The 26743-nt window shown below is 63.0% G+C and carries 21 protein-coding genes and 1 tRNA gene; 11 read left to right on the top strand and 11 right to left on the bottom strand.

Annotation, left to right across the window (positions count from 1 at the left end):
* Positions 1-275: 275 nt before the first annotated feature.
* Positions 276-722 (bottom strand): MarR family winged helix-turn-helix transcriptional regulator, encoded by a 447-nt coding sequence (locus tag VH564_RS25350; protein WP_423342613.1) that lies wholly within the window; start codon positions 720-722, stop codon positions 276-278.
* A 71-nt stretch (positions 723-793) separates the two neighbouring features.
* On the opposite strand from VH564_RS25350, the gene VH564_RS25345 reads away from it, so the two are divergent.
* Complete coding sequence (locus tag VH564_RS25345) at positions 794-1168, top strand: VOC family protein (protein WP_423342612.1); 375 nt, start codon at positions 794-796, stop codon at positions 1166-1168.
* Positions 1169-1291: 123 nt separating this feature from the next.
* Here VH564_RS25345 and VH564_RS25340 read toward each other — a convergent pair.
* Positions 1292-1364, bottom strand: a tRNA-Thr gene (locus VH564_RS25340).
* 126 nt (positions 1365-1490) lie between these two features.
* Complete coding sequence (locus tag VH564_RS25335; protein ID WP_423342611.1) at positions 1491-2822, bottom strand: MFS transporter; 1332 nt, start codon at positions 2820-2822, stop codon at positions 1491-1493.
* A gap of 367 nt (positions 2823-3189) precedes the next feature.
* On the opposite strand from VH564_RS25335, the gene VH564_RS25330 reads away from it, so the two are divergent.
* Positions 3190-4116 (top strand): alpha/beta hydrolase, encoded by a 927-nt coding sequence (locus VH564_RS25330; protein ID WP_423342610.1) that lies wholly within the window; start codon positions 3190-3192, stop codon positions 4114-4116.
* A gap of 7 nt (positions 4117-4123) precedes the next feature.
* Here the strand turns inward: VH564_RS25330 and VH564_RS25325 are convergent, their stop codons facing one another.
* Positions 4124-5203, bottom strand: coding sequence for a diguanylate cyclase domain-containing protein (locus VH564_RS25325; RefSeq protein ID WP_423342609.1), 1080 nt, complete (start codon positions 5201-5203; stop codon positions 4124-4126).
* A 345-nt stretch (positions 5204-5548) separates the two neighbouring features.
* Here VH564_RS25325 and VH564_RS25320 point away from each other — a divergent pair, with 345 nt between their 5' ends.
* The 6 genes from VH564_RS25320 to clpB all read left to right on the top strand — a co-directional run bounded on the left by VH564_RS25320 (position 5549) and on the right by clpB (position 15524).
* Positions 5549-6802, top strand: a complete 1254-nt coding sequence (locus VH564_RS25320) for an aspartate kinase (protein WP_423342608.1) — start codon at positions 5549-5551, stop codon at positions 6800-6802.
* A gap of 85 nt (positions 6803-6887) precedes the next feature.
* Positions 6888-9155, top strand: a complete 2268-nt coding sequence (gene ptsP / locus VH564_RS25315; protein WP_423342607.1) for a phosphoenolpyruvate--protein phosphotransferase — start codon at positions 6888-6890, stop codon at positions 9153-9155.
* A 388-nt stretch (positions 9156-9543) separates the two neighbouring features.
* Positions 9544-10623 (top strand): peptide chain release factor 1, encoded by a 1080-nt coding sequence (gene prfA, locus VH564_RS25310; RefSeq protein WP_423342606.1) that lies wholly within the window; start codon positions 9544-9546, stop codon positions 10621-10623.
* On the top strand, positions 10620-11492 hold the full coding sequence (gene prmC, locus VH564_RS25305; RefSeq protein WP_423342605.1) for a peptide chain release factor N(5)-glutamine methyltransferase: 873 nt from the start codon (positions 10620-10622) through the stop codon (positions 11490-11492). Before prfA ends, prmC begins: the two co-directional genes overlap by 4 nt.
* Before the next feature lie 340 nt (positions 11493-11832).
* Positions 11833-12693 carry a DUF4167 domain-containing protein gene (locus VH564_RS25300; protein ID WP_423342604.1) on the top strand — a complete coding sequence of 287 codons (861 nt, stop codon included), beginning with the start codon at positions 11833-11835 and terminating at the stop codon, positions 12691-12693.
* 230 nt (positions 12694-12923) lie between these two features.
* A complete protein-coding gene (gene clpB / locus VH564_RS25295; RefSeq protein ID WP_423342603.1) occupies positions 12924-15524 on the top strand; it encodes an ATP-dependent chaperone ClpB in 2601 nt (866 codons plus the stop codon).
* Positions 15525-15666: 142 nt separating this feature from the next.
* Here clpB and VH564_RS25290 read toward each other — a convergent pair whose 3' ends face one another.
* Positions 15667-15867: a hypothetical protein gene (locus VH564_RS25290; RefSeq protein WP_423342602.1), complete on the bottom strand. Its 201-nt coding sequence runs from the start codon at positions 15865-15867 to the stop codon at positions 15667-15669.
* Positions 15868-16514: 647 nt separating this feature from the next.
* Between VH564_RS25290 and VH564_RS25285 the strand changes: the two genes are divergently transcribed.
* Positions 16515-18401, top strand: a complete 1887-nt coding sequence (locus tag VH564_RS25285; protein WP_423342601.1) for a methyl-accepting chemotaxis protein — start codon at positions 16515-16517, stop codon at positions 18399-18401.
* 178 nt (positions 18402-18579) lie between these two features.
* On the opposite strand, the gene VH564_RS25280 is transcribed toward VH564_RS25285, so the two are convergent.
* Positions 18580-19023, bottom strand: coding sequence for a GNAT family N-acetyltransferase (locus VH564_RS25280; protein ID WP_423342600.1), 444 nt, complete (start codon positions 19021-19023; stop codon positions 18580-18582).
* A 143-nt stretch (positions 19024-19166) separates the two neighbouring features.
* Positions 19167-20060: a LysR family transcriptional regulator gene (locus VH564_RS25275; RefSeq protein WP_423342599.1), complete on the bottom strand. Its 894-nt coding sequence runs from the start codon at positions 20058-20060 to the stop codon at positions 19167-19169.
* 97 nt (positions 20061-20157) lie between these two features.
* On the opposite strand from VH564_RS25275, the gene VH564_RS25270 reads away from it, so the two are divergent.
* Positions 20158-20898 (top strand): SDR family oxidoreductase, encoded by a 741-nt coding sequence (locus tag VH564_RS25270; RefSeq protein ID WP_423342598.1) that lies wholly within the window; start codon positions 20158-20160, stop codon positions 20896-20898.
* Positions 20899-20983: 85 nt separating this feature from the next.
* Positions 20984-21202, top strand: coding sequence for a tautomerase family protein (locus VH564_RS25265; protein WP_423342597.1), 219 nt, complete (start codon positions 20984-20986; stop codon positions 21200-21202).
* 330 nt (positions 21203-21532) lie between these two features.
* Here the strand turns inward: VH564_RS25265 and VH564_RS25260 are convergent, their stop codons facing one another.
* From VH564_RS25260 to VH564_RS25245, 4 genes are all read right to left on the bottom strand, one after another.
* Positions 21533-22756 (bottom strand): MFS transporter, encoded by a 1224-nt coding sequence (locus tag VH564_RS25260; RefSeq protein ID WP_423342596.1) that lies wholly within the window; start codon positions 22754-22756, stop codon positions 21533-21535.
* 281 nt (positions 22757-23037) lie between these two features.
* On the bottom strand, positions 23038-24111 hold the full coding sequence (gene hisC, locus VH564_RS25255) for a histidinol-phosphate transaminase (RefSeq protein ID WP_423342595.1): 1074 nt from the start codon (positions 24109-24111) through the stop codon (positions 23038-23040).
* A gap of 102 nt (positions 24112-24213) precedes the next feature.
* Entirely contained in the window at positions 24214-26163 is a 1950-nt protein-coding gene (locus tag VH564_RS25250) for a M23 family metallopeptidase (RefSeq protein ID WP_423342594.1), read from the bottom strand.
* Between the two features lie 220 nt (positions 26164-26383).
* The coding region (locus VH564_RS25245; protein ID WP_423342593.1) for a hypothetical protein at positions 26384-26743 on the bottom strand (360 nt) is incomplete at its 5' end.

Genomic DNA, 26743 nt, shown 5'->3' with positions numbered 1-26743 from the left:
TGATGGTTTATCCCCAGGTGTGCCGCAAGCGACGCATCGTTTGGCGGAGCGCACAGTCCCTGCCTCACCTCATTCCTGTGCTCGTCACAGGAATCCAGCCGCCCAAGTCCTTGGGCGAGAAACCCTTCCTTTGACGTGGAGTCTTCTCACGGCGCAGACGCGCCGTGCCTGGGTTCCTGTGACGAGCACAGGAATGAGGGAGGTTGGAGGGCCGCCACTGTCCATACAGCCGGGTATCGAGAGAAATCAGGTCGGATCGCCGCGTTTGCCTTCGCTCACGGCATGGCCTCTGCGATCCGCAGCAAGGCGGCATAGATGATCTTGGGGTCATCGGGTGCAACGGCCTCTCGGGCCAGCCCTTCGGCACGGGCGACAATCTCATGGGCCGCCAGCAATGCGGACTGACCGTCCGCCGTCAGTTCAGTCGTCAGGACCCTGCCATTGACCGGGTGCGCCATCCGCTTGATCAAGCCGGCGCGTTCAAGCGTCACGATAATCGCCTGCATCGTCTGCGGCGTCACGAAGGCTCGCCGCGCCAGTTCGGCATTCGACAATCCTGCGCTGACCTCGAGTCCGGCCAGCACCGAGTATTGAGGGGTGGTCAATCCGACGGTTCGAAGTTCGGTGTCGAGATGGCCCCGCAATGCCTGCTGCGCCCGCTTCAGCGCATATCCGAGCGAACGGTAAGTGTCATCAATCGGCGGATCCACAAGGCTAGACATATCAGTGCCCTTACATTAAAATATCAGTACCCTGATATTAATGGGTCGCGTATGAAAAGGAAAGATAGAACATGCCTCGCCTCATTGGACCGGATTTCATTGGCATCCAGACGAAAGACCTGGACGCAGCACTCATCTTCTATCGCGATGTCGTTGGGCTGACGCCATCGGCAAAGGCCCCTCCCGGCGCGGTCGTCTTCGAAACGCATCCCATTCCGTTCGCTGTCCGCATGCCGATCGAGGCTTTTGACGACACGGACAAACTCGGGGTCGGCATCGCGATCTGGTTTGGCTGCGACGATGCTGACGCATTGCACGCTCATCTGTGCGAGCGCGACGTGCGGATATCTTTCCCGCCGAAAGACGGTCCGTTCGGACGCTATTTCGCCTTCGTCGATCCATTCGGCTATACGATAACTGCGCATACCGTCCAGCAAGGTCACTGAAAAGGCGTCTACAGACGAGGTGACGTAAGGGGGTGAGGGCAAGACAGCCGCCATTTGCTCTCATGGAGAGGCGGTCGCTTTCTCTTGGGTGGTTCGGACTTATGAAAAGGCCGACAAGAAAGGAGCCCCTGCCGAGGAATTGAACCTGGGTCTTCTGCAAACGAGGCAGCTGCTCTACCGTTGAGCTACGAGGGGCATGATTGCTTCTTGCCCGTCGGAGCGGCACTTGCAAACGAATAGTAAAGAAAGGGTTAACGCCGCGGCTTGTGCGCAGGGTGCGGAGGCCGTCGCGGATGGTGGCCGCGACGGCGTGTTTTTGAATTCAGGCGACTTTGCGATCCTTGAGGACCCTGCCCATGCCGAAGGCCAGCACGGCCGAGACCAGCATGAACAGTCCAACGATGAACATCGGCATTTCGTAGAGGCCGGTCGCATCCTTGACCGCGCCGGTGATGTAGGGGGCGGCGAAGCCGGCGATGTTGCCGACGGTGTTGATGAGCGCGATGCCCGCTGCCGCGCCGGCTCCGGTGAGGAAGCGGGTCGGCAGCGACCAGAAGTTTGGCAGGGCGGCGAAGATCGAGCAGGCGGTGATGGTGACGACCAGCACCGTCGTTTCGGGCGACGACATCAGCAGTGCCAGTGGGATGCTGACGGCGCCGATCAGTGCCGGTATTCCGACATGCCAGACCCGCACGCCGCGCTTGGCGGCATCACGGCTCCAGAAGTACAGCGCGAAAGCGGCCGGCAGGTAAGGGATGGCGGTGATCAGGCCCTTGTCGAAGACATCGAACTTGGTGCCGAACTTCGCCTCGAAGCCGGCAATGATGGTCGGCAGGAAGAAGGCCAGCGCATAGAGCCCGTAGATGAGGCCGAAATAGATGGCCGAGAGCAGCCAGACGCGGCCGTCCTTCAGCGCTTCCAGCGTCATGTGACGGCGGCCGGCGACCTTGGCGTCCTCTTCGCGTGCCAGGGCGTTGTTCAGCCAGGACTTTTCAGCCGGGCTCAGCCACTTGGCGCCGACGGGAGTATCCGGCAGGTAGAACCAGGTGATGATGCCGACGATGACGGCCGGTATGGAGACGCCGAGGAACATCACCCGCCAGCCCTCGAGGCCAAAGAGCCCATGGGCCTGGATAAGCGCGGAAGCGATCGGCGCGCCGAAGACGGTGGTCAGTGGCTGGGCCAAATAGAACAGCCCGAGGATCTTCGCCCTGTGGCGTCCGGGCACCCAGGTGCTGAGGTAGAGGATGGCGCCGGGAAAGAAGCCGGCTTCGGCGACACCGAGGAAGAAGCGCAGGGCATAGAGGCCGTTGATGCTGCTGACCCAGGTGAACAGCATGGCGACGATGCCCCAGGTGACCATGATCCGCGACAGCCAGCGTCGCGCGCCATACTGGTGGAGCGCCAGGTTGCTCGGAATTTCGAGCACGATATAGCCGAAGAAGAAGATGCCGGCGGCAAAGCCGAATTGGGCTGCCGTCATGCCCAGGTCCTGGGTCATGCCGTTCGGGCCGGCGAAGGAAATGGCGGTGCGGTCAAGGAAATTGATGAAAAACATCAGGGCAATGAACGGCACGATGCGCAAGGATATCTTGCGGATCGTCGATTTCTCGACCTGCTGTTCGGTGGTCAATGTCGTGGCAGTGGCGTCCATATTGTCCTCCTGAACAGGACATAGGCTGCCACCTTCAAGGTCTCACGCCTGTCCTGCGGGCATTTTCCCAAACGGGAAACAGTCCCTGTTGATGTCCTAGCGACGGGGCTTGCTGTCGTTGGTGTCGTGTCCCGCGCTCCTGTGGTGGACGCGCACCAGGCAACGTGTCCTCCCCAACGCGCTCCTCCCCATGGTGGACGACCCTGCCAAATCCCGGTTCCGGCGTCAACTGGTATGATGACATACTCAGCATTTATAGCAAAGAAAGACTACTGGGCCCTAGTCCGCCATTTTGGGCTGGTTCTGCCTCAGTTTTGCCCCAGTCTGCCGCACCTCTGCGCATCGCGGTTCCAAGGGAAAAACCATCATGCTCAATCGTAGAACAGTGCTCATCGCTGCCGGTGCGGCCCTGCTGCTGCCGGCGGTTCGCCAAGCTGCCGCTGCCAATGCGGTCATTCCCCTCTGGCCCAGCAAGGCGCCGGGCGGCGGCGGGCCGAAGGGTCCGGTCCAGACCAGCGCCAAGGGCGCCGTCAGCAACATCGTCATGCCGACCATCGAGGTGTTCCGTCCGGCCAAGCCGAGCGGGGCGGCCATGCTGGTGGCCGGCGGCGGCGGGTACAAGCGGATCGAGATGGAAACCGAGGCGCGGCCGGCGGCCCAGTGGCTTGCCGACCGCGGCATTACCGCCTTCGTGCTCTCCTACCGGCTTCCGGACGAGGGCTGGCGCGAGGGGCCGCGGGCGCCGCTGCAGGATGCGCAACGGGCCCTGCGCTTGATCCGCGCCAGAAGCGCAGAATACGGCTTCCGTCCAGATCATATTGGCGTGCTCGGTTTTTCCGCCGGCGGCCATCTGATGGGCCTGGCGGCGGCGCGCTCCGCCTACCGCTCCTACCGCGCCGTCGACGAGGTCGACAAGCAGCCGGCCCGTCCGAGCGCCGCGGCGCTGATCTATCCCGTCATCACGCTGGAGCCGCCCTATGACCGGACGTCGACCAGGACCGTGTTGATCGGCAGGCATCCGAACGACGAGGAGAGTGCCGAGTGGTCGGTGCAGCCGCATGTGCGGTCCCATTGCCCGCCGATGTTCCTGGTGCAGGCCGAGGACGATGTGGTTTCGGACCCGCACAACACGCTGATCATGGCAGCGGCCTGCAAGAGCGCCGGCGTGCCGGTCGAGATGCACCGGCTGGCAAGTGGCGGCCACGGCTTCGGCATGGGCCGGGCGGGCACGCCGAGCGCCGGCTGGCCCGAATGGTACGAGGCCTGGCTGCGCAAGGGCGGCTTCCTGGCCTAGCGGTCGATCAAGCCGCGCTGCGGGGGGCGACCAGCGTCACGCAGTCGGCAGGCTCGAAGACGTGGAAGGTGTCGCGCCCGGCCGCCTTGGCGGCATAGAGCGCGGTGTCGGCCCGCTGGAAAAGTTCGGTCGGGGTGAGGCTGTCCGCAAAGGCAACCCCGACGGAGGCGCCGATCTTCAGGTGGCGGCCGTCGATTGCCATCGGCAGGCGGATGATCTTGACAATGTCTTCGGCCAGCTCCGTGGTGCGGCCGGCGTCCTTGCGCAGCAAGACGGCAAATTCATCGCCGCCGATGCGGGCGATCAGGTCGGCATTGCCGCAGGCGCTGCGCAACCGGCCGGCCGCCTCGCGCAGGCAGTCATCGCCAATGGCGTGGCCATAGGTATCGTTCACCTGCTTGAAACCGTCGAGGTCGATCAGCAGCAGCGCGGCCGACATGCCTGCGCCCTGCTCGGCGGCACAGATCTCTGCGAGGCGTGTCTGAAACTGAGCGCGGTTGGCAAGCCCGGTCATGACATCGAAGTTGGCGAGATAGCGGGTCCGGTCGAGCATCAGCTTGGCTTCGGTGATGTCCTGTTTGATGCCGAAGATCCGGACCGGCACGTCACCCTGGCATTCGACCGTGGCGGTGATGCGTATCCATCGATGGTTGCCTTTCGGAGTGAAGATCTCGGCATCCATCGAGAAACCGCTGCGGTTGGCGATGGCCTGGTCGCGGCGTTCGGCCAGTTCCCAGAACGAGGCCGGCGTATAGCAAGCAAGCGTCATCTGCCGATCCGGCATCCGGTCGCGCGGCAGATCGAAGAGGTCATAGACCACGTCCGCCCAGATCAGCCTGTCCTCAGGAAGGGTGCATTCCCAGACGCCGATGCGGGCCGCCTCCGAGGCGCGGTTGAAGATCTGCCGGGTGTGGTCGAGGGCTGCGGCCTGGGCGTCGATCAGTGCATTTCTCTCGCGCAGCTGACGCTCCAGCCGGGCAATCTCGGCCGCCCCGTGGCGTCCGACCAGGAAGGCGCCCGCTCTCGCAATCATCGTAGCAAAGCGCGGAAAACCGCCTGCGCGTCGCGGGTCGGGCATGTTGGACATGGTGGACTTCGGCCTTGCCTGTGCAGTTGGATGCATATTTGCGCAGAAGCTTTAAGACTTAGTTGCGACGGGGCCGGGGCGGGGGTCCGAAATCGGTCGGCGATCCCGCGGTGCCTTCAGTCGCCTCCTCCTCCATTTGCCTGTCCCGTCAGTCGCGGCGGCCTGTCATGCAGGTGTCGCAAGGCCATTGCACGGCTGCGGCAAAGCCGATAAGAGACGCCGGAAAAAGACGCTCCGTTGCCGGTGCATGGCAGTGTGAAAGCCCAAGGCTTTTGCTGCTGCCCCGGGCGGAGCCTTGTCGTATGGCGGGTCTCGGTCGCGAGCGCGCCAATTGGGTAGAGGCTTATGGCACGCATCGTGATGAAATTCGGCGGGACATCCGTCGCGGACATGGATCGTATTCGCGTCGTTGCCCGGCACGTGAAACGTGAGGTCGATGCCGGCCACGAGGTCGCCGTCGTCGTCTCGGCGATGTCCGGCAAGACCAACGAGCTGGTCGGATGGACCCGCGATGCCTCGCCGATGCACGATGCGCGCGAATACGACGCCGTCGTTGCCTCGGGCGAGCAGGTGACCTCGGGACTGGTGGCGATCGCGCTGCAGCATCTGGGCATCAACGCCCGCTCCTGGCAGGGCTGGCAGATTCCGATCAAGACCGACAACGCCCACGGCGCTGCCCGCATCCTCGAGATCAATGGCGACGAGATCATCCGCCGCATGGGCGAGGGCCAGGTGGCCGTGGTCGCCGGCTTCCAGGGCCTCGGCCCGGACAACCGCATCTCGACGCTCGGCCGCGGCGGCTCTGACACATCGGCGGTGGCGATCGCTGCTGCCGTCAAGGCCGACCGCTGCGACATCTACACCGACGTCGACGGGGTCTACACGACCGACCCGCGCATCGTGCCGAAGGCGCGCCGCCTGAAGAAGATCGCCTTCGAGGAAATGCTCGAGATGGCCTCGCTCGGCGCCAAGGTGCTGCAGGTGCGCTCGGTCGAGCTCGCCATGGTCTTCAAGGTCCGCACCTTCGTGCGTTCGTCTTTCGAGGACCCCGATGCGCCGGGCATGGGCGACCTTTTGAACCCGCCCGGAACGCTGATTTGTGATGAGGAAGAGATCGTGGAACAGGAAGTCGTAACCGGCATCGCCTATGCCAAGGATGAAGCGCAGATTTCGCTCCGGCGGCTGTCCGACCGCCCCGGCGTCTCAGCGGCGATTTTCGGGCCACTGGCTGAGAATCATATCAATGTCGACATGATCGTCCAGAACATCTCCGAGGACGGTTCGACCACCGACATGACCTTCACCGTGCCGTCGGGCGACGTCGACAAGGCGCTGAAAGTGCTCGGCGATCACAAGGAGCAGATCGGCTACGACGTCATCCAGAACGAATCGGGTCTGGTGAAGGTCTCGGTGATCGGCATCGGCATGCGCTCGCACGCAGGCGTTGCAGCGAGCGCTTTCCGTGCACTTGCTGAAAAAGGCATCAACATCAAGGCGATCACTACCTCGGAAATCAAGATTTCGATCCTGATCGACGGCCCATACGCGGAACTTGCAGTCAGGACTTTGCATTCCTGCTACGGTCTCGATAAGAGTTGATTTCAAGCTGTCGAGAGAGGGAACGGAACGGTTGATGTTCCCTCAAGTTTTGCGGCGGTGACATGGTTTTCGGGAGCGTGACGCAATGAGAGACCTTTCCGGCGGTCCGCGCGTCCTGCTCAAGCGGCTGCGCGAGCTTATGGCGGAGCCGCTTGAACCGCAGGATCGCCTTGACCGGATCGTTCGCCAGATCGCCAGCAACATGGTGGCCGAGGTCTGCTCGGTCTACGTGCTGCGCGCCGATGGGGTGCTCGAGCTCTATGCCACCGAAGGCCTTAACAAGGATTCCGTGCATCTGGCGCAATTGATGATGGGCCAGGGCCTCGTCGGCACCATTGCCGCCTCGGCGCAGTCGCTCAATCTGTCCGACGCCCAGTCGCATCCCGCCTTCCGCTACCTGCCGGAAACCGGCGAAGAGATCTATCATTCCTTCCTCGGCGTGCCGATCCTGCGCGCCGGTCGCTCGCTCGGCGTTCTCGTCGTGCAGAACAAGGCCAGCCGCACCTATCGCGACGAGGAACTGGAAGCGCTCGAGACGACGGCCATGGTGCTGGCCGAGATGATCGCGACAGGCGACCTCAAGAAGATCTCGAAGCCCGGCCTCGAGCTCGACCTGACGCGGTCCGTCACCATCGACGGCGACAGCTACAACGAGGGCATTGGGCTCGGCTATGTCGTGCTGCACGAGCCGCGCGTCGTCGTCACAAATTTGCTCAACGAAGACACCGACCACGAAATTTCCCGCATGGCCGATGCGTTGGGGTCCTTGCGCATCTCGATCGACGACATGCTGTCGCGCCGCGATGTGTCGATGGAGGGCGAGCACCGCGAGGTGCTGGAAACCTACCGGATGTTTGCCCACGACCAGGGCTGGGTGCGCAAGCTGGAAGAGGCGATCCGCAACGGCCTGACGGCGGAAGCGGCAGTCGAGAAGGTGCAGAGCGACACCAAGGCGCGGATGATGCGACTCACCGATCCTTACCTGCGCGACCGCATGCATGATTTCGAGGATCTCGCCAACCGGCTGCTGCGGCAGCTGACCGGGCATACCGGCCGCAATTCGTCCGAGAGCTTTCCCTCCGACGCCGTCATCTTTGCCCGCGCCATGGGGGCGGCCGAGCTGCTCGACTATCCGCGCGACAATATTCGCGGCCTGGTGCTGGAAGACGGCGCGATCACCAGCCATGTCGTTATCGTCGCCCGGGCCATGGGCATCCCTGTCGTTGGCCAGGCGGCCGGCGTCGTGGCGCTGGCGGAAAACGGCGATTCCGTCATCATCGACGGCGACGAGGGCCATGTCCATCTGCGGCCGATGGCCGATCACCTGAAATCCTACGAGGAAAAGGTCAAGTTCCGTGCCCGCCGGCAGGAACAGTTCCGGGCGTTGCGCGCCGTCGATCCGGTCACGCGCGACGGCCAGCGCATATCGCTGCTGATGAATGCCGGTCTGCTGGTCGACCTGCCGCAGCTGGCGGAATCCGGTGCCGAGGGCATCGGCCTGTTCCGCACCGAGCTGCAGTTCATGATTGCCTCGACCATGCCCAAGGCCGACGAGCAGGAGACGTTCTACCGCAACGTCATGAAGCAGGCGGGCGACCGTGTCGTCACCTTCCGGACGCTCGATATCGGCGGCGACAAGGTGGTGCCGTATTTTCGGGCGCATCAGGAGGAGAACCCGGCGCTCGGCTGGCGGGCCATTCGCCTGTCGCTCGATCGGCCTGGCCTGCTGCGCACCCAGTTGCGCGCCATGCTGAAGGCTGCCGCCGGCAGCGAATTGAAGATGATGGTGCCGATGGTCACGGAAGTCTCCGAGATCAAGGCCGTGCGCGAGCTCCTGCAGAAGGAAGTGCATCATCTCTCGCGCTTCGGCCATGGGCTGCCGCGCAAGCTGCAGTTCGGCGCCATGCTCGAGGTGCCGGCGTTGCTGTGGCAGCTCGACGAGCTGATGGCGGCGGTCGATTTCGTCTCGGTCGGCTCCAACGACCTGTTCCAGTTCTCGATGGCCGTCGATCGCGGCAATGCCCGGGTGTCCGACCGCTTCGATACGCTGGGTCGGCCGTTCCTGCGCATCCTGCGCGATATCGTGCGTGCCGGCGAGCGCAACAAGACGCCTGTCACGCTGTGCGGCGAGCTGGCCGGCAAGCCGATCTCGGCCATGGCGCTGATGGGTATCGGCTTCCGCTCGGTATCGATGTCGCCGGCCTCGATCGGACCGGTCAAGGCAATGCTGCTGGGGCTCGACGTCAAGGCGCTGGCAGCGGTGCTGGAAGAGGCGATCGACGACCGCAACCCCGTTCTGTCGGTGCGCGAAATCCTTGCGCAGTTCGCCGAGGCGCATAATATCCCGCTATAGCCGCTGTTGAGACCTCTGTTGCTGATGGCGCTGGAAAGGGGTAAGAGGCGCTCTGCCCGTCCTTTCAGGGCTGGGCCAGGCATGGGGAGCTAGGGTCCTGGTTCCCGCGGTCTGGCTCTCGCGCGGGTTTGGAAGGCGCAACGCTCTCCCTCTCATTCCTGTGCTTGTCACAGGAATCCAGCCACGGCGCGTCTGCGTCGTGAAAGGACCTGTCTCCGTAATCGGGAGGTCCCGCGCGCCCAGGACTGGGCGCACTGGATTCCTGTGACAAGCACAGGAATGAGGATGGATCGGGGCGAGGCGCGCTGTTCACCGGCTGGCTGCGAGATTGCGCCATTTATGACAGCGCCTGACATCTGGGCGTATTGAGAAAATTCGGAGTTCGACTTTGGCTACACTTCCTGTTGAGAAAATGCGCGACCTGGAGCGCCGGTTTGGCGAGATCGAGGCGCGCATGTCGGAAGGTCCGGCCGCCGATGTCTACGTCAAGCTGGCGTCGGAATATTCCGAGCTGCAGCCGGTGGTGCTGAAGATCCGCGACTACGAAAAGTCGCTTGCGGAGCGCACCGACCTCGAGGCGATGCTCAACGACAAGACGGTGGACCGCGAGATGCGCGATCTGGCCGACATGGAACTGCCCGGCGTGCGTGAACGCATCGACACGCTCGAGACCGAAATCCAGATTCTGCTGCTGCCCAAGGACGCTGCCGACGAGAAGAGCGCGATCCTCGAAATCCGCGCCGGCACCGGCGGTTCGGAGGCGGCGCTGTTTGCCGGCGACCTGTTCCGCATGTACGAGCGCTTCGCCTCGGTGAACGGCTGGAAGGTCGAGATCCTGTCGTCGAGCGACGGCGAGGCCGGCGGCTACAAGGAAGTCATCGCCACCATCACCGGCAAGGGCGTGTTCTCCAAGCTGAAGTTCGAATCCGGCGTGCACCGGGTGCAGCGCGTGCCGGCAACGGAAGCCGGCGGCCGCATCCACACCTCGGCTGCGACAGTTGCCGTGCTGCCGGAGGCCGAGGAAGTGGATATCGAGGTGCGCGAGCAGGATATCCGCATCGACACCATGCGCTCGTCCGGTGCCGGCGGCCAGCACGTCAACACGACGGACTCGGCGGTGCGCATCACCCATATTCCATCGGGCATCGTCGTCACCTCATCCGAGAAATCGCAGCACCAGAACCGCGCCAAGGCGATGCAGGTGCTGCGCTCGCGACTCTACGACATGGAGCGCCAGCGGGTCGACAACGAGCGTTCGGCCGACCGCAAGAGCCAGGTCGGCTCCGGCGACCGCTCGGAGCGCATCCGCACCTACAACTTTCCGCAAGGCCGGATCACCGACCACCGCATCAACCTGACGCTCTACAAGCTCGACCGGATGATGGAAGGCGAGATCGACGAAGTGGTCGACGCGCTACGCTCGGATTTCCAGGCAAGCCAGCTCGCCCAGCTCGGGGAACGCATGTGAGCGATACCAGGCCGACGATCGGCGCCCTTCAGGCGGACGCGCGGCGCCGCTTTGCCGAGGCGGGGCTGGACGACCCTGCTGCGGACGCCAAGGTGCTGGTGGCCGGGATATTCGGGCTGAGCTTTACCGAGACGGTTACTCGTCGTCATGAAGCCGCCGATGCCGCGCTGGCCGCACAGCTGGAGAATGCTGTGACGCTGCGCCTTGCCCGCCGGCCGGTGCACCGCATCCTCGGCGAGCGCGAATTCTACGGCCTGCCGCTGGCGCTCTCGCCGGCGACACTGGAGCCGCGCGCCGACACCGAGATCCTGGTCGACAGCATGCTGCCGCATCTTCGCCGTCTGGCCGAAAAGCACCGTACCATCGATATTCTCGACATGGGCACCGGCACCGGAGCCATCTGCCTGGCGCTGCTGCAGGAGTGCCCGGCAGCAAAGGGCGTCGGCAGCGATATTTCCGAGGAGGCCCTGTCGACGGCGACTGCCAATGCCGTCCGCAATGGGCTCGCCGACCGGTTCGAAACCGCTGAGGGCAGCTGGTTTGCATCGATTTCAGGGTGCTTTCATGCAATCGTCTCAAATCCTCCCTATATAAATACGGAGGTCATCGCGACGCTTGCGCCAGAGGTCAGGGATTTTGATCCGGTGGTGGCGCTCGACGGCGGATGGGACGGGCTGGATGCCTACCGCGCGATCGCTGTCGATGCAGCGCGTTTTCTCCATGACGACGGCGTGCTTGGTCTGGAAATCGGCTTTGACCAGCGCGTCTCTGTCACGGCGCTTTTCGAGGCAGCCGGCTTCAGATTGATCGAGGCAGCGCGGGATTACGGCCACAACGATCGGGCCCTGATCTTCGCGAAAATCGGCTAAGAACCTGAAAAGGGCAACGATTCAGTGATTATTGCGCCGCCAAAGAAAGGACTTGGATTTCCTTTGGAAGCAATATAGGTTGCGCTCACGCGTTGGGCAGCCGGAAGCGAATGGGAGATTCGTTCGGGTTCCGGTCAGCCTCAGGGGTCCGCTCTCTTGAAAGAGTGTCGAAGGTTGAACGTACCCGATGCGTGATTCAGTTAATCTGACGTAGTCGAGCGGCAGACGGGGGTTTTACCCGATCTGCTTGCGGCACGCAGGCCCTGGCCCGGTTCGTCCGGCCATGGCGGCAGGGTGCCGCGCACAATTATCACAACAAGAGAATTCAGGTGAAGGATCTATGAGGCCAGGACAGCAGAACAAGCGCGGTCGAGGGCGTGGCAACAACGGCGGCGGCAGCGGCGGCGGAAACCCCAGCAGCGGCGGCAGCAGCAATAACAACAACAATTTCAATCGGAAGGGATCCAATCCCCTGACCCGGACCTACGACAGCTCCGGTCCCGATGTGAAGATCCGCGGCACTGCCCAGCATATAGCCGAGAAATACTCGACCCTGGCCCGTGATTCCCACTCGTCCGGCGACCGCGTCATGGCGGAAAACTATCTTCAGCACGCTGAGCATTACTACCGCATCATTGCCGCCGCACAGGCGCAGATGCAGGAACGCTTCCAGCGCGAAGACAGGCAGGACTTCAACGATCGCGACGGCAACGAGCGCGATATGGACGACATGGACGGCAACGAGATGGACGATCAGCCAATGATCGCCCCGCAGATGCAGAGCCGCAACGCCTCGCAGCAGTCGATGCCGCAGCAGCCGGCCCATGGACCTGTCGGCAGCCAGCAGCCGAGCCCGGCGCCGCAGCCGGCACCCGTGCAGCAGGATGCCGCACCTGCCCAAGGCGAGCAGCCACAGGCCGAGGGCCAGCGCCCGCCGCGCCAGCCGAGGCAGCCGCGCGTCTACACGCCGCGCACGCCGGCCGCTGCGCCTGCTGCCGTCAATGACGGCACCGGCCCGCAGCCCGAGATCGTCGGCATCCCGGCCGAAGTCGCCATTGAAGAAGCGCAAGGATCGGAAGAGCCGCGCGCGCCTCGTCGTCGCGCTGCCGGTCGTCCTCGTCGTCCGCGCCTCACGGATGGCGATGCGCCCAGCGAAGGCGGCACCGACGCGCCGAACCTTGCTGATGTCGGCTCCGAATAGGCTTTTCTGCCTCTTCGTCCATGGATTTGATACATATCAAGATACCCCGGTTCATCCGGGGTATTTTCGTTTTCAGCACCCTTTAAACCGCATAAATTCCAACCCATATTCTCCCCAGATGTCGTGTCTACGATGAGCGATGCGGCACCGGGATCTGCCTTTTCAGGGGGTCTTCTCTCAATCTCGTTCTGTGCCGAAAGACGGGCAGGACGATCCATGGAGGTTGCTAAATGGATATCGAAAAATACTCGGAACGGGTTCGCGGCTTTCTACAGTCGGCCCAGACCAATGCGCTGGGGCAGGACCACCAGCAGTTCACTGCCGAGCATGTACTGAAGGTGCTGCTCGACGACGACCAGGGCATGGCCGGATCTCTCATCCAGCGGGCCGGCGGTGACGCCAAGGCCGCAAAGCTTGCCAATGATGCAGCGCTCGCCAAGATCCCGAAAGTCTCGGGCGGCAACGGCCAGGTCTATCTTGCGCAGCCGCTGGCCAAGGTTTTCACGACAGCCGAGGATCTCGCCAAGAAGTCCGGCGACAGCTTCGTCACCGTCGAGCGTCTGCTGCAGGCGCTGGCGATGGAGTCGAGCGCCTCGACGTCGACGACGTTGAAGAATGCCGGTGTCACGCCCGTCGGTCTCAACAAGGCCATCGACGAAATCCGCAAGGGCCGCACGGCTGATTCTTCGAATGCCGAGAACGGCTACGAGGCACTGAAGAAATATGCCCGCGACCTCACGGCCGAGGCCCGTGAAGGCCGGCTTGACCCTGTCATCGGCCGCGACGACGAAATTCGCCGGACGATCCAGGTGCTGTCGCGCCGCACCAAGAACAATCCGGTGCTGATCGGCGAACCCGGCGTCGGCAAGACGGCGATCGTCGAGGGGCTGGCGCTGCGCATCGTCAACGGCGACGTACCGGAATCGCTGAAAGAGAAGAAGCTGATGGCGCTCGACATGGGCGCCTTGATTGCCGGTGCGAAGTTCCGCGGCGAGTTCGAGGAGCGGCTGAAGGCCGTGCTCAATGAGGTGCAGTCGGAAAACGGCGAGATCATCCTGTTCATCGACGAGATGCACACGCTGGTGGGCGCCGGCAAGGGCGATGGGGCGATGGATGCCTCCAACCTTCTGAAGCCGGCACTGGCGCGCGGCGAGCTGCATTGCGTCGGTGCCACCACGCTCGACGAGTATCGCAAGCATGTCGAGAAGGACCCGGCGCTCGCCCGTCGCTTCCAGCCCGTCGTGGTCAACGAGCCGACGGTCGAGGATACGATCTCGATCCTGCGCGGCTTGAAGGAGAAATACGAGCAGCATCACAAGGTGCGCATCGCCGATGCGGCGCTGGTGGCGGCGGCGACCCTGTCGAACCGCTACATCACCGACCGCTTCCTGCCCGACAAGGCCATCGACCTGATGGACGAGGCGGCAGCAAGGCTGCGCATGCAGGTGGATTCCAAGCCGGAAGAGCTCGACGAGCTCGATCGGCGCGTCATCCAGCTGAAGATCGAGCGCGAAGCCTTGAAGAAGGAAACCGACGTCGCTTCGGCCGACCGACTGGTGCGGCTCGAGACCGAGCTTACCAACCTCGAGGAGCAGGCCGATGCGCTGACCGCGCGCTGGCAGGCGGAAAAATCGAAGCTCGGTCTTGCCGCCGATCTCAAGAAGCAGCTGGACGAAGCCCGCAACGAACTGGCGATCGCCCAGCGCAAGGGTGAGTTCCAGCGGGCCGGCGAGCTTGCCTATGGCGTCATTCCCGGTCTCGAAAAGGACCTGACCGAGGCCGAGGCGCAGGATCACACGCAGAGTGCCATGGTGCAGGAGGTCGTCACCGCCGACAACATCGCCCATATCGTCTCGCGCTGGACCGGCATTCCGACCGAGAAGATGCTGGAAGGCGACAAGGACAAGCTGTTGCGCATGGAAGACGAGCTGGCGAAATCCGTGGTCGGCCAGGGCGATGCGGTGCAGGCCGTGTCGCGCGCCGTCCGCCGTGCCCGCGCCGGATTGCAGGATCCGAACCGGCCGCTCGGCTCGTTCATCTTCCTGGGCCCGACCGGCGTCGGCAAGACCGAGCTCACCAAGGCGCTCGCCCGCTTCCTGTTCGACGACGACACCGCGATGGTGCGCATGGACATGTCGGAATACATGGAGAAGCACTCCGTCGCCCGGCTGATCGGTGCCCCTCCCGGCTATGTCGGCTATGAGGAAGGCGGGTCGCTGACCGAAGCCGTCCGCCGCCGGCCTTACCAGGTCGTGCTGTTCGACGAGATCGAGAAGGCCCATCCCGACGTCTTCAACGTCCTGCTCCAGGTTCTGGACGACGGGCGCCTGACAGACGGGCAGGGCCGGACCGTCGACTTCCGCAACACGATGATCATCATGACCTCGAACCTCGGTTCGAGCTTCCTGACCCAGCTCGGGGAAAACGATGACAGCGAGGCGGTGCGCGAACTGGTCATGAACGAGGTGCGCGGTCATTTCCGGCCGGAGTTCCTCAACCGGATCGACGAGATCATCCTCTTCCACCGCCTGAAGCGGGCCGAGATGGGGGCGATCGTCGACATCCAGCTGAAGCGGCTGATCACGCTTTTGTCCGAGCGCAAGATCACGCTCGAACTCGACGACGACGCCCGCAACTGGCTGGCCGACAAGGGCTACGATCCGGTCTATGGCGCGCGGCCGCTGAAGCGGGCGATCCAGAAATACGTGCAGGACCCGCTCGCCGAGCAGATCCTATCGGGGCAGGTGCCGGACAATTCGCTTGTCAAGGTCACCAGCGGCAACGATCGCCTGCTGTTCCGACCGCGCGAGGCCTTGCCGCAGGCAGCCTGATGGCCTGACAACATCGAACTAGAGAAGGGGCTGGCCGCAAGGCCGGCCCCTTTTGCTATGACATATGCGTGTCGTCGATGGTCTCGGTCGCAAAAATGGGAGAATGCTGGAAAGGCTCCGGCCGCAAGCGCAGGCAGCACGCCTAGCGGCCCCTGGTGTTGCTCCACCTGAGGAGATAGCCAAAACCGGGCGCGATCAGAATACCACCAACGACCCATTCCAGAAAGTCGAGCGATTGCTCGTCGGGATCGATGCCAAGGATGTAGAGGAACAGGAAAAAACCGGCCACGCCGGCAATGATCATCGCCAGAGCAAGAAACAGTTCCCGACGAGAGCCCGACATAGCAACCCTTCCCTAAACTCCCATATTCTCGATCGCGTAGATAGTGGAATTGAAACCAAGGGCAAGAAGCGGCGTCCTTCCAAAGGTGGCTGCAACATCAGTCTTGTCATTATTGCAACTCATAAAATATAGAAAAATATTCTACTACCTTTGGCGAGTACTTAAGTAGTTCGCGGATTCTCTGTTTTTGGACGGGTTAATTTAGGAGTTTATTTTAAATTAACCTTAGGCATCTAATCATGGGTCATCCGAGCTTGCTAGTCGAGCCGACATGACGTCGACCTTCGGGGAACCATCCGGCCGTTCGCGGCCAGATCCTCCGATTATCGGACGCATTCAATCATCATTGTCCCTGTTGTCGCGTTGCCGGCTTTCCTCTTTTGGATTGCTGATGCCCCTATCTGTGTCTGCTTATCGAGTAGCGCAGGGAAAGGCAGGTCGGGCAATACGCCCTGTGCTGCAGATCAATTGCCAATGACGATCCACAGCGGGTTACCCCAAGCCAGGGCCGGGCGAGGGGTGGACCGGCGAACCAAGCAGCTATCGACGACAATTCAACGCATCACGCCTGGAAATAGCGAACCGACCGAGGGGACCCGACAATGCTAGACTTCTTCAAAAATCTAAAAATAATATATAAGATCGCGATGACCCTCATGGTCCTCGTCATCATCAGCGTGACCGTCAGCGTGATCAGCGGCAACTCGATCGCGACACAGGAGCAGGCGGCAGGTTGGAGCGAGCACACCTATGCAGTTCTCGCCAAGATGGAGGCTGTGGTCGCCGCCATGGTCGACCAGGAAACCGGCATGCGCGGCTACGTGATATCCGCGAACCCGGAGTTTCTGGAGCCGCAGAAGGCCGGCGCTGCGTCCTATGCCGATAACTTTGCGCAGCTTCGCAGCCTGACATCGGACAACGCCGTCCAGCAACGTCGCCTGGGTGAGCTCGATGCGCTGGTCAAGACCTGGACCCAGAAAGTCGTTGAGCCCGAACTGCTGCTGGTCAAGGATCCGGCAACCTATGAGAAGGCCCGCCAGCTCGAGATTTCAGGTGCCGGCAAGGCGAGCATGGATGCCATCCGCGCCAAGGTGCGTGAGATGTCAGCGGACGAGCGAGCCCTTCTCGCGACGCGCACGGCGACCGCTCAGGACGCGGCTTCCTTCGCACGACTGGCAATCTACGCCGGTGGCGGCGCGATGATCCTCTGCGCCTTGCTCGGAATGTACATTTTGAACCTGGGGCTGGTTCGCCCGCTTACCGGCATCAACGCGACGATGACGCGGCTTGCCAAGGGTGAAACGCAACTGGATGTACCCGGCATCGGCCGGAAGGACGAGATCGGCGACATGGCTGAAGCCGTGGCCGTGTTTCGCGACAATGCGATCGAGCGCATACGACTCGAACAGGAGGCCGATGCCAACCGCAGTCAGACGGAGCAGGAGCGTCGCAAGAACAGCGAGGCCGATCGGGTCCGGGCGGAGGCCATGGCAAAGGCAACATCAGGTCTTGGCGAAGGCCTGAAATATCTTGCCAGCGGCGACCTGACTTTCCAGCTCTCGGAGCAGTTTGCCCCTGAATTCGAAAGCCTGCGCGAAGACTTCAACGGCGCCGTGCAGCAGCTTGCCGAAACCCTGCGGTCTGTCGCCCAGGCGACCAGCGCCATCGACACCGGCAGCCGCGAAGTCAGCAGCAGCGCCGACGATCTGTCCAAGCGGACGGAGCAGCAGGCTGCTTCCCTGGAAGAGACCGCCGCTGCCCTCGACCAGATCACCGTCAACGTCGCCAACTCCTCCAAGCGCGCCGATGAAGCCCGAAAGGTTGCGATGCTGGCAAACGAAAGCGCCGCCCAATCCGGCAAGGTCGTTGCCAATGCGGTGGATGCCATGAACAAGATCGAGCAGTCGTCGAACGAAATCTCGAACATCATCGGCGTCATCGACGAGATCGCCTTCCAGACCAACCTGCTGGCGCTGAATGCCGGCGTCGAAGCCGCAAGGGCCGGCGAGGCCGGCAAGGGCTTTGCCGTCGTCGCGCAGGAAGTGCGCGAGCTCGCGCAGCGCTCGGCAAAGGCGGCCAAGGAGATCAAGGACCTGATCCGCAATTCGAGCACCGATGTCGAGAGCGGCGTCAAGCTGGTCAGCGATACCGGCAATGCCCTCAGAACGATCGAAGGCTCTATCGTCACCGTCAACCAGCACATGGACTCGATTGCCACTTCGGCTCGCGAGCAATCGGTGGGTCTTGCCGAGGTCAACACTGCCGTCAACCAGATGGACCAGGTGACCCAGCAGAACGCCGCGATGGTCGAGGAGACCAGTGCGGCCGGCGCGACGCTTGCCAGCGAAAGCGGCAAGCTGCGGGAGCTCATCTCCCAGTTCCAGCTCGGCAGCGCCTTGCGCCAGACCGCTCAAGCCATGGCTACCGGCTCTTCGCATCGCGCCGTCCCATCGCCGGCCCGCCGGCTTGCCGGCAAGGTCGCAAAAGCCTTCTCCGGCAATGCCGCCGTCAAGGAAAGCTGGGAAGAGTTCTGATGCCATCCGCAAGGTCGGCAAAACCGGCCTTGCGTTGACGTGAAGCAGGCGGCGGGGCCCGTGGTCATGAGCCCCGTCTGCCGGACAGTCTCTGATCAGGGCGCAGGATGGTTAAACCGCCTGCGCCCTGCGCTATTGACGACAGTGGGACAATCGCCCGTGGTCGGCGGTCACAATCTCAGATGCGGAAGACATTCAGGCCGGAGACATCCGTCTCGATCAGCTCGAAACCTCTGGCGCGGTAAAAATCGGTTTTGTCGGCCGTCGCGCAGAGATAGCAGGCGTCTGTGCCAAGCCGGACCGCTTCCGCCCGCGCCGCTTCCAGCAAACGGCTGGCTATGCCTTTATGCCGCGCCTGCGCTTCGACCCAGAGGGCGGCAATCCACGGCGCGTAATCTGGGCGCGCCTCGAGATCATCGTCGATGACCAGCACAGAGCCGAGATAGATGTCCTCTTCGTGGGCGACAAGGCAGAGCGGAATTCCGTCGCCCTCGATCATTGCATCGAGGGGGGAGCGATATTGCTCCAGCGACACGCCGCTCTCCGTCCACCAGGCGTGCCAGCCGCGATCGGCGACGGTATCGGCAAAGTGCGGGACCTCTTTGAGGTTGGAGATTTTCATAGGCCGGTGCCTCCGATGTATCGTTTCTGGCAGCCAGGTCGCCATGGCTGGATGATGTTTCTTCCGGCGTCATGACCGTGCCGTTTGCGGCCCCCCCTGGCCCCGTTGCGGCAAAGGTGGCACCAATTGCGGCCTTTCGCCACTTACAGTTTCGCTTCGGAAAAAATTGCTTCGGCCCAGGCGAGAAACACCCGGAGCCGGGGCGAAAGCTGGCGGTTCTGGGGGTAGAGTGCAGACAGCGGCGTCGGGCTCGGAGGGTATTCCCGCATGACCTCGACCAGCACCCCTCTATCGAAATCCTGCTGAAAGCGGTATCGCGGCGCCTGTACCAGGCCAAAACCCATGCGGGCCAGCTCGTGCATGGTGTCCGAGCTGTTGGCGGTGACGCGCGTCGGCAGGACGATATCGCGCCGTTTGCCGTCGACGGTGAATTCCAGCGGCAGGACCTCGCCTGAGCGCGATGACAGAAAGCCGACCATCCTGTGGCCATCCAGCCTGTCAGGCGAGACCGGCAGTCCGTAAGTGGCGATATAGGCCGGGCTGGCGCAAGTGACTTCCTCGATGACGGCCAGCCTGCGCATGATCATGCCACTGTCGGCGGGCTCTCCGGCGCGGATGACGCAGTCGACCCCTTCGCGGACAAGATCAACGAGCCTGTCACCCTGGCCGAGATGCAGGTCGATCAGCGGGTATCGGTCAAGGAACTCCGGCAGGCGCGGTAGCAGGAAGGTGCGCGTCAGCAGCGTATTGGCATCGATGCGCAGGAGCCCACGCGGCCGATCGCGGCTGAAGAGGTTCTCCGCCTCTTCAAAATCGGAAAGGACAGACAGGCAGCGGCGGTAGAAGGCCTCGCCATCGAGGGTCGGCGTGACATGCCGGGTGGTTCGGTCCAGCAGCCGTGTGCCAACATCCGTTTCCAGCTGCTTGATGGCCTCTGTCACGGTCGAGCGCGCTAGGCCGCCATCCGCCGCCGCCGCGCTGAAGCTACGGCGTTCGACAATCCGGACAAAGAGCTGCAAACGGTCGATGCGATCCATATAGCTTGTTCACCACAGCCGAATTGTGATGTCAAATTTGCGGTCATTGTTCCATTTTTGCAGCGGCGTATGATCTCCCCATCAACAGGAGACAGACATGAAAAACCAGACTTCCCGGACAGCCATCGTCACCGGAGCCTCCAAGGGCATTGGCGCCGCCATCGCCCGCCGCCTGGCCGCTGATGGTATCGCCGTTGTCGTCAACTATGCCAGTGGTCGGGCGGCGGCCGAAGACATCGTCGCCACCATCACGGCGACCGGCGGCCGAGCGATTGCCGTCGGCGCCGACATCGCCGCGCCGGATAGCATGGGGATCCTGTTCGACGCTGCCGAGCAGGCCTTCGGAGCTGTCGACATCCTCGTCAACAATGCCGGCATCATGACGTTGTCGCCGCTCTCAGAGGCCGACGATGCCGCCTTCGAGCGGATGATGGCGGTCAATGTCGGTGCGGTTTTTCGCGGCATGCGCGAGGCTGCAAAGCGGCTGGCCGACGGTGGCCGGATCATCAGCTTCTCGTCGAGCGTGGTTGGCCTCTACCAGCCGGGCTACGGCATCTATGCCGCCACCAAGGCGGCCGTCGAGGCGCTCACCCATGTTCTTGCCAAGGAACTGGGGCCACGCCGCATCACCGTCAATGCCGTCGCGCCGGGGCCCGTCGAGACCGATCTGTTCATGACAGGCAAGAGCGAGGCACTGGTCAAGGCCATCACCGGTACGATCCCGCTCGGTCGCCTCGGCCAGCCGGAGGAGATCGCCGACCTCGTCTCGTTCCTGGCAGGTCCCGGCAGCGGCTGGGTCAACGGCCAGGTGATCCGCGCCAATGGTGGCGCGATCTGAACAGGAGCGTTGCGACCACGCGGTCCTTGCGCTCTCGGACACGAACCGAAGCTCTAACATCCGACTCAATCAACAGGAGACGTCCATGCCATTCGCCAATTTCAAGCTGCCCGAAGGGGCACTTTCCAATCTCCAGAAGGAGGAACTCATTCACAAGACCACAGACCTCCTGGTGTCCTATCTGAGTGAAGCCGCGCGTCCGCACACCATGGTGCTGATCGAGACCGTCCCGGATGGCGGCTATGGCCGAGCCGACGAAGTCTTCATCATCCCCGACGCCTACCGGGCAAAGGATAACGGCTGACGGGTCAGGTCGCCAGATATCACCGGGCGACGGCAAAGCTGCCGTCGCCACTCCGGCCTGGTGGAGAGGGTCCGATAGCCATCCGCGGATTGCCACCTGCCTGGCTCTCTCGTCCGACAGCAGCCTATCGATGCGCTTGCGCTCGTCCTTGAATTTCGCCAGCGCCTCGCCATTCAGCGACAAACCGCTCTCCCCTTTATCGGCAAGCTGTCGGGGCCCTTTGAGGATGGGCCGGTCCGTTGAGCCGATCGTCGTTGGCGGTACGGAAGGTGGCAAGGCTCCCATGACAAGGCCCGTTCGATGAAGCGCGTTGTGTCGATGCGTTGGATCTTACTTGCCGGCAGAGTTGGCGCCGATTGCGGCAATCAAGGCCAGTGTCGCCGTGCAGAGCATGGTGGCAAACAATGCCGCGACAGAATCTCGTCCGCCGATGAACCAGCCGCCGACCGCGACGATCAAAGCCCCGCCGCCGATGCTGATGGCGGCTGCCAATCCCGCAGCAGTGCCCGCATGTTCGGGATGCACGGAGAGCACACCGGCGTTGGCGGCGGGCATCGTCAGCCCATTTCCCACGCCAATGAAAATGCACGGGCCGAACAGAGCCGCGACATGGGTCACGCCCATTACGGAAAGACCGAGGCCGATCAGCAATCCGGCGCAGGTCAGCGATCGCGCAATGACAAGTATGGTTCCCAATGCCGCTAGGGCGGCGAAGCGTCCGGCGAGGAAACTGCCCAACATGAAGCCCGCCGGAACCAGTCCCATGCAGAGGCCGAGCTTTGCGGTCGAGCCACCCAGCATGCTGCCGACGGCGATCGGTGCGCCCGAGAGGAACAGATAAAGCGTCCCCATCGCAAAGGCCATGCACAGAGCGTAGCACCAGAACTGCCGCGAACCCAGAAGCTGCAAATAGGATCCCCGACGGCCGTCTGCTTTCGCGCCCGCCGTCGCAGTTTCCCGCAAGGTCATCCAGCTCAGGACGAGGAGGATCGCGCCCGCCGTTGCCAGAGCGAGGAATATGGCGCGCCACCCCCATGCCCAATCGAGCGATCCGCCGACAAGTGGCGCCAGCATAGGCGCAAGTGCCCAGCCCATGGCAAGATAGCCGAACCGGCTGACGGTCGCCGCTCCGCGAGACGTCTCCTTGATCATGACGAGCGCAATGGAGAAGCAGGCGGCAATCGACGCCTGCAGCGCCCGAAAGATCAGGAACAGGACGATGTTGCCGGCAAGCGCGCAGCCAATCGAGGCAAGGATGAACATCGCGATTGCGGTGAGAGCGACGGGTCGGCGTCCGTAACGATCGGCCAGGCGGCCGGCGATAATCTCGATCAGGGCCGTGGCGAGAGCATAGCCGGCCACCGCCAGGCCTACGAGGGAGACGTCCGCTCTGAACTCCGCGGCAATTTTCGGCAGCGATGGGAGAATGATGTTGACGGGCACGACGGAGAGCGCCGTCAGCAGGATCAATGGCAAAAGGGGCGGGGCGGGAGCGTGGGAATGATCGCCGGGCGCGCCTTCCCGAAAGCCGTCTTTTGGAGAATGGTCTGTCATGCGCCGGTCCTGTCCATGGGATGCCGATGAGGAACGACGGGGCAAAGCCCGGATTGCGGGCATAAAAAAAGCCCCGTCAGGAGCCTGTTTTCCGCGCATGGGTGCTTTCGCCGGATAGCTAGACCATCCTGCCCATGCGCCTCATCACCACCAAAGCAAAGATCGTCGCTTTCATGCCTGCCAAGCTATGCAGGAATTTCCAGTGCGTCAACGGGATGAGTCCGCGATCGGGACACCAAAACTGTCCCGCAGCCTTTTCCCGGCAGCTCTCATTTCCGCCGTCACCGGCCTGCCGCGGCACCGAGGATTTCCTGCAGCGCCGTGACCAGACGGTCGCACTCGGCATCCGTGCCGACGGTGATGCGCAGGCGGTTCTCTATGCGGGGCCTGTTAAAATGCCGGACCAGAATCGCCCGCTGCCGGAGTTCGGCGAGAATTTCCGCAGCCGTCCGCACGGGATGCGCCACGAACAGGAAATTGGCGGCCGAGGCAAGGACGTCGAAGCCGAGAGCCCGTAACGCTGTGGCCAGCCGCTCGCGGCTGGCAATCGTCATGTCGCGATGCTTCTCGAACCAGGCGCGGTCCTGCCAGGCCGCGACGGCACCGGCCTCGGCCAGCCGGTCGAGCGGATAGGAGTTGAAACTGTCGCGCACCCGTTCCAGCGCCTCGATCAGCGGTCGCTGGCCGATGGCAAAGCCGATGCGAAGGCCGGCCATGCTGCGGGATTTCGAGAATGTCTGAACCACCAAAAGGTTGGGATGGCGTTCGACAAGCTTGATGGCACTATCGGCGCCAAAATCGACATAGGCCTCGTCGATCACCACAGGCCGATCGGGGTGGTCCTGCAGCAGTCTCTCGATGTCGTCCAGCCCCAGGGCCATACCGGTCGGCGCGTTGGGGTTAGGCAGAATGATCGCGCCGCAGGGTTGCCGGAAGTCGTCGACCCGCACCGCCATGGTTTCGTCGAGCGGAACTTCGCGGTAAGCTACCCCGAACAGCCGGCAATAGCTGGGGTAGAAACTGTAGGTGACATCCGGAAACAGCAGCGGCGCATCCTGCTTCAGCAGCCCCCGAAAGACATGGGCGAGCACCTCGTCGGAGCCGTTGCCGACGAACACCAGGTCCGGATCGAGGCCATGGCTCGCTGCAATCGCGACCCTCAGGCGGCGCGATGTCGGGTCGGGATAGAGCCGAAGCCCGTCGGTCAGCGCCGCTGCAATCGCCACTGCGACATCAGGCGACGGCCCATAGGGGCTCTCGTTGGCGTTCAGCTTGAGAAGCCCGGACATGGCCGATTGTTCGCCGGCAACATAAGGCGTCAGTGTCGAGACGATCGGGCTCCAGTAGCGGCTCATTGTTCTCTCTCGGGGGGCTCGGGGGTGGCCTGCGGCGGACGAGTCTCACAATCTCGCAAAATCCGCGACGCACGGCAACCTGACGGAAGCTCAGGTCAGTCCCTATCCGCGACTTGCCACCTGCTTGGCCTTTTCATCCGACAGCAGCGTATCGATGCGCTTGCGCTCGTCCTCGAATTTCGCCAGCGCCTCGCCATCCAGCGATTTGCCGCCGGGCAGGCGGATGCGCAGCGGGTCGACCTTGGTGCCGTTGACGATCAGCTCGTAGTGCAGATGGGCGCCCGTCGCCATGCCGGTCGCGCCGATGAAGCCGATCACCTGACCCTGCACCACCTTGGCGCCGGGCACGACATTCTTGGCGATGGCGCTCTGGTGATTGTAGGAGGAGACATAGCCATTGGCATGGCGGATCAGCGTCTGGTTGCCGAAGCCGCCGGAATCCCAGCCCGCCTTTTCGACGATGCCGTTGCCGGCGGCGATGATCGGCGTGCCGCGCGGGCCGGCCCAGTCGACGCCGGTGTGCATGCGGGCAAAGCCGAGGATCGGATGGCGGCGCATGCCGAAGCCCGAGGTAAAGACCCCCGTCGGCACCGGGTTGCGCAGCAGGAACTGGCGGATGCTTTTGCCGTCCTCGTTGAAATAGTCGATCGAATGGTCTTCGGGATCCTCGAAGCGGTAGAAGCGGGTGACGGTGTCGCCGAAGCGGGCGTTGACGTAGAGCAGTTCGGAATCCGACGTCGCCTGGCCTTGGCCATTGACGACCGAGAAGAACGCCTCGAGCGAATCCGTCGGCTTCAGCTGCGCCTGGAAATCGACGTTGCTGGCGAGCAGCTTGACGATCTGGGCGATCATCTCGCGGGTCATGCCATAGGCAAGGCCGGCGCGGTAGATGCCGTCATAGACGCGCGGCAGATCGCGGCCGGCAGCGACTGGGGCGGCATCATTGTCGAAGGCGGTGGCGATGGCGTCGAGCGTCGGCGGCTCGCTGCCGGCCACGAAGCGGCCGCTGTCGTTGAGCGCCACGGTCAGCGCATGCTTGGCGCCATGATAGAGGCTGGCACGGATGATCTTGGCGCGTTCGCCTGTCTGCAGGATGCCGATGCGCAAGACGTCGCCGGCATTGAGTACGGGCGCGCCGTAAAGCGGCTCCATGCTGGAGGCGATGGTCTCGGCGTCGGTTCTCGGATAGCCGGCTGCGACCAGCGCTGCGTCGATGGCCGTCGTCTGGGTCACCGGAATAACGTCGTCGGCATATTCCGGCGTGTTCGGCGTCACCTGCTCAGGCACCGACACCGACATGTTTTCTTCGACGATGCGGGCGGCCAGCCCGGCGGTCAGGTCGACATCGTTGTCGTCGGCGGCAAAGCGGCGCGGGTCGACATAATAGAGCGCCGACAGCTGCGTGTTGGCATCGGTCAGGATGGAGCCGTTCGAGCGGACATTCTCCTCGACCTCGTCAAGCGACATGGCCGGGGCGAGCGTAAAGGGCGTACCCTTGACGGGAAAAGGAACGGTTTTCAGGCTGACCTCGGATTCGACGTCGGAGCCATAGAGGGCGCCGGTGTGGTTGACGGCGGCCGGCAGGTTGTCGTCGGTGGCGAAGATCGCCAGCGGATCGAAGGCCGGATAGGTCTCGGCAGTCACGTGAATGGCGGCAAGCTGCATCTTCACATGGGCGAAAGGCTGGCGCCGCACCACGTCCTTGTCGCCGTCGCGGACCACGGTCGAGACTTCGAGAATGCTGCGATCGGCGGGCTTGGAGGCGATCTGGGTGGTGACCAGCCGGCCGCCGCGCGTCACCGAAGCGTCGGTCGCACCCGGATTGCCGCTGTCGGCCGAGCCATAGGCCTCGGCCGGAATGGCCAGCTGCTGGCGTCCGTCGAGGGCCGCAAACAGCGCCATGCCCATCAGCATGGTGGAGGTGATGCCGGTCAGGAAGGTGCCGGACAGCCAGCGCAGCGACACCTCGCGCCGATCCGGCGCGCGGCGACCGTCGGCCAGAATGGGCGGCTCGTTGCCGAGCGTGCGCAGCATCGTCTTGTCCGTCACCATTCCAACCCGTCCGCTTCCTTCCCTATGAGATGCCACCCTCAAAACCGCCGGTAAGCTGTGCATATTAATCAGCGCCAAGTCAAATCAACCAGCGCGGCGTTCTTCCTGACCGGAAGGCCGGAATATTGTCTGGTTTTGCGGCCTGTTTACAGCCGCTCCCTGGAAATCTGTGGGTCGGCCCCCATCTTTAATAACAGACGGCAGGGCGGCCCCTAAACGGCTACCCTTCTGCCTCGAAACGGCGCACGGGCGACTGTTTGAAAACTGCCACCTTTGTCACGGCAGTTTCACACAGTTCGAAAATATGTATACAGATCAATAACTTGCGGAATTTTTCTGATTTTTGAAAAATCCCCTGTTGACTATTCCGAGGGTGAGGGCCTATAAGCCGCTCACTGACGAAGACGGCGGCGCTTCTGGCGCTGACGAACGACTTCGCTCTGGTGTTTCGGATGAAACTGCAGACTTTGTTGGGGTGATTTGCTGAAAGGCGGTTATCTCGTCGGTAAGGTTTTGACTGGGTTTTAGGGCCTGTGTCGGTTTTTTGACAATTGAATATAGAGAAGAAAGAGAAACGTGG

The sequence above is a fragment of the Rhizobium sp. HT1-10 genome (assembly GCF_049472505.1).
Classification (GTDB): domain Bacteria; phylum Pseudomonadota; class Alphaproteobacteria; order Rhizobiales; family Rhizobiaceae; genus Rhizobium.
This window is presented reverse-complemented; position numbering and strand designations above follow the sequence as displayed.

What these genes read in the sequence shown, in the direction of transcription:
- hisC (WP_423342595.1), bottom strand. Translation starts at nt 24,111, where the DNA reads ATGAGCCGCTACTGGAGCCCGATCGTCTCGACACTGACGCCTTATGTT.
- VH564_RS25330 (WP_423342610.1), top strand. Translation starts at nt 3,190, where the DNA reads ATGCTCAATCGTAGAACAGTGCTCATCGCTGCCGGTGCGGCCCTGCTG.
- VH564_RS25300 (WP_423342604.1), top strand. Translation starts at nt 11,833, where the DNA reads ATGAGGCCAGGACAGCAGAACAAGCGCGGTCGAGGGCGTGGCAACAAC.
- VH564_RS25270 (WP_423342598.1), top strand. Translation starts at nt 20,158, where the DNA reads ATGAAAAACCAGACTTCCCGGACAGCCATCGTCACCGGAGCCTCCAAG.
- VH564_RS25260 (WP_423342596.1), bottom strand. Translation starts at nt 22,756, where the DNA reads ATGACAGACCATTCTCCAAAAGACGGCTTTCGGGAAGGCGCGCCCGGC.
- VH564_RS25285 (WP_423342601.1), top strand. Translation starts at nt 16,515, where the DNA reads ATGACCCTCATGGTCCTCGTCATCATCAGCGTGACCGTCAGCGTGATC.
- clpB (WP_423342603.1), top strand. Translation starts at nt 12,924, where the DNA reads ATGGATATCGAAAAATACTCGGAACGGGTTCGCGGCTTTCTACAGTCG.
- VH564_RS25320 (WP_423342608.1), top strand. Translation starts at nt 5,549, where the DNA reads ATGGCACGCATCGTGATGAAATTCGGCGGGACATCCGTCGCGGACATG.
- VH564_RS25280 (WP_423342600.1), bottom strand. Translation starts at nt 19,023, where the DNA reads ATGAAAATCTCCAACCTCAAAGAGGTCCCGCACTTTGCCGATACCGTC.
- ptsP (WP_423342607.1), top strand. Translation starts at nt 6,888, where the DNA reads ATGAGAGACCTTTCCGGCGGTCCGCGCGTCCTGCTCAAGCGGCTGCGC.
- VH564_RS25275 (WP_423342599.1), bottom strand. Translation starts at nt 20,060, where the DNA reads ATGGATCGCATCGACCGTTTGCAGCTCTTTGTCCGGATTGTCGAACGC.
- VH564_RS25250 (WP_423342594.1), bottom strand. Translation starts at nt 26,163, where the DNA reads ATGGTGACGGACAAGACGATGCTGCGCACGCTCGGCAACGAGCCGCCC.
- VH564_RS25350 (WP_423342613.1), bottom strand. Translation starts at nt 722, where the DNA reads ATGTCTAGCCTTGTGGATCCGCCGATTGATGACACTTACCGTTCGCTC.
- VH564_RS25325 (WP_423342609.1), bottom strand. Translation starts at nt 5,203, where the DNA reads ATGTCCAACATGCCCGACCCGCGACGCGCAGGCGGTTTTCCGCGCTTT.
- VH564_RS25290 (WP_423342602.1), bottom strand. Translation starts at nt 15,867, where the DNA reads ATGTCGGGCTCTCGTCGGGAACTGTTTCTTGCTCTGGCGATGATCATT.
- VH564_RS25345 (WP_423342612.1), top strand. Translation starts at nt 794, where the DNA reads ATGCCTCGCCTCATTGGACCGGATTTCATTGGCATCCAGACGAAAGAC.
- VH564_RS25335 (WP_423342611.1), bottom strand. Translation starts at nt 2,822, where the DNA reads ATGGACGCCACTGCCACGACATTGACCACCGAACAGCAGGTCGAGAAA.
- VH564_RS25265 (WP_423342597.1), top strand. Translation starts at nt 20,984, where the DNA reads ATGCCATTCGCCAATTTCAAGCTGCCCGAAGGGGCACTTTCCAATCTC.